This is a genomic window from Streptomyces sp. NPDC057654 (genome assembly GCF_042800135.1).
Classification (GTDB): domain Bacteria; phylum Actinomycetota; class Actinomycetes; order Streptomycetales; family Streptomycetaceae; genus Streptomyces.
This window is the reverse complement of record NZ_JBHVHQ010001308.1, coordinates 1-1,588: the sequence shown is the minus strand read 5'-3', so window position 1 is coordinate 1,588 and position 1,588 is coordinate 1. Positions and strand designations below refer to the sequence as shown.

Here is a 1,588-nt window from a genome sequence, read left to right as displayed (position 1 = left end):
GGCGAGGGATGCGCCCTCGGCCTGGAGGAGCGATTGCAGCAGATGGCGCCGGCGCGGCTCGTCGCCGGACATCCGGTGACCGACCTCGGCGTGGCCGAACTCCTCGGCGGGCCGCGCGACATAGTCGTCGATGATCGCGCGGATCTGCCGCATATCCACGGCGTAGTCGAAGGAGTAGTGGACCGAGGAGGTGTAGGAGCGGGCCCCGCAGCCGAGGCCGACCATGCCGTCGGTCTGGCAGGCGTAGTCGTCCTGACTGCTGGAGGCGGCGCCTTCCGGTGCGTCCGCGCGCCGGAACATCCGCATCGACACCTGCTCGTACCCCTCGCCGAGCAGATGGTCGCGGCCCTGCCGGTACAGCCGCAGCCGCTGCTCGTCCCACCGCGCGTCCGCCGCGGCCCCGGCGTCGCCCTGGCGGCCCAGACCGGTCAGCGGACGCACGTACAGCGGATACAGATACAGCTCCTCGGGGCGCCAGGCGAGGGCGGCGTCCAGCGACCGCCGCCAGCTGTCCGCCGTCTGACCGTCGATGCCGTAGATCAGATCGATGTTCAGGACGGGGATGCCGGCCTCCCGGACGCGGCCCAGCGCCGCCTCCACGTCGGCGCGGCGCTGCGGGCGCACCGCCGCCCGCGCCTCGGAGTCTACGAAGCTCTGCACCCCGAGGCTCAGCCGGGTGGCGCCGCGCTCGGCGAGCACCGCGAGCCGGTCGGCGGTCGCGGTCGCCGGGGACGCCTCCACCGACAGCGGCACCGCCCGCAGGTCCGCGCCCATGCGCAGCTCGGCTATGTCGCACAGCCGCGTCAGCTCGGCGGCGGTGAGGAAGGTGGGGGTGCCGCCGCCGAACGCCGCGGCGGCGAACCGCGCCCCGCCGTCCAGCACCGCGCGCACCGCGCCCGCCTGCCGCTCCAGGGCGTCGAGATAGGCGGTGGTCAGGCCGTCCGGGGCGCCGATGCGCGTGAAGAGATTGCAGAAGCCGCAGCGCACCTCGCAGAACGGTATGTGCAGATACAGCGAGAGGGCCCGCTGGTCCTCGCCCGCCCACAGCTCGCCGAGCGCGGGCCGGGGGCGCAGCGGCCGGTAGGCGGTCTTGTGCGGGTACGCGTAGACGTAGCTCTGGTACGGGCGTACGGACGCGTCCGTACGGGTCGCGGTGGTCATCGGGCCTCTTCGGGGATGGGGGGTTCGAGGAAGAAGTGGGCGTAGGGGACGGTCCAGACGGCCTCGTGGCCGAGCCGGTGGCCCGTGTAGCCGCCGTCCCCGTACGCGGTGCCGTGGTCGGAGCAGACGATCGCGAAGCACCGCCGGCGGCTGCTCGCGGCGGCGAAGAGCCGCCCGATGTGCCGGTCGACGTACTCCAGCGCGGCGGCGTGCGTCGCACGCGAGTCGCCCGCCTCGCGGGTCGCGCCGGGCGTGTGGAACCAGTTCGGCTGGTGCAGCGCCGACACGTTCACGAAGAGGAACAGCCGCTGATCGGAGGGGAGTTCGGCCACGACCCGCTCGGCGCACTCGACCTGCGCCTCGAACGAACGGGGGGAGGGGACCCCGAACTCCGGCTCCCAGTGGCTCTCCTGGAACAGCCCCGGCA

At 73.6% G+C, this 1,588-nt stretch carries 2 protein-coding genes; both read right to left on the bottom strand.

Features of this window, described 5'->3' with window-relative positions; all coding sequences use genetic code 11:
* A partial coding sequence (locus tag ACFU99_RS43105; RefSeq protein ID WP_384404104.1) for an STM4012 family radical SAM protein occupies positions 1 to 1,161 on the bottom strand: 1,161 nt, incomplete at its 3' end.
* Positions 1,158 to 1,588, bottom strand: a 431-nt coding sequence (locus ACFU99_RS43100; RefSeq protein ID WP_384404101.1) for a sulfatase-like hydrolase/transferase, incomplete at its 5' end; no start/stop codon positions are given. The genes ACFU99_RS43100 and ACFU99_RS43105, both read right to left, overlap by 4 nt.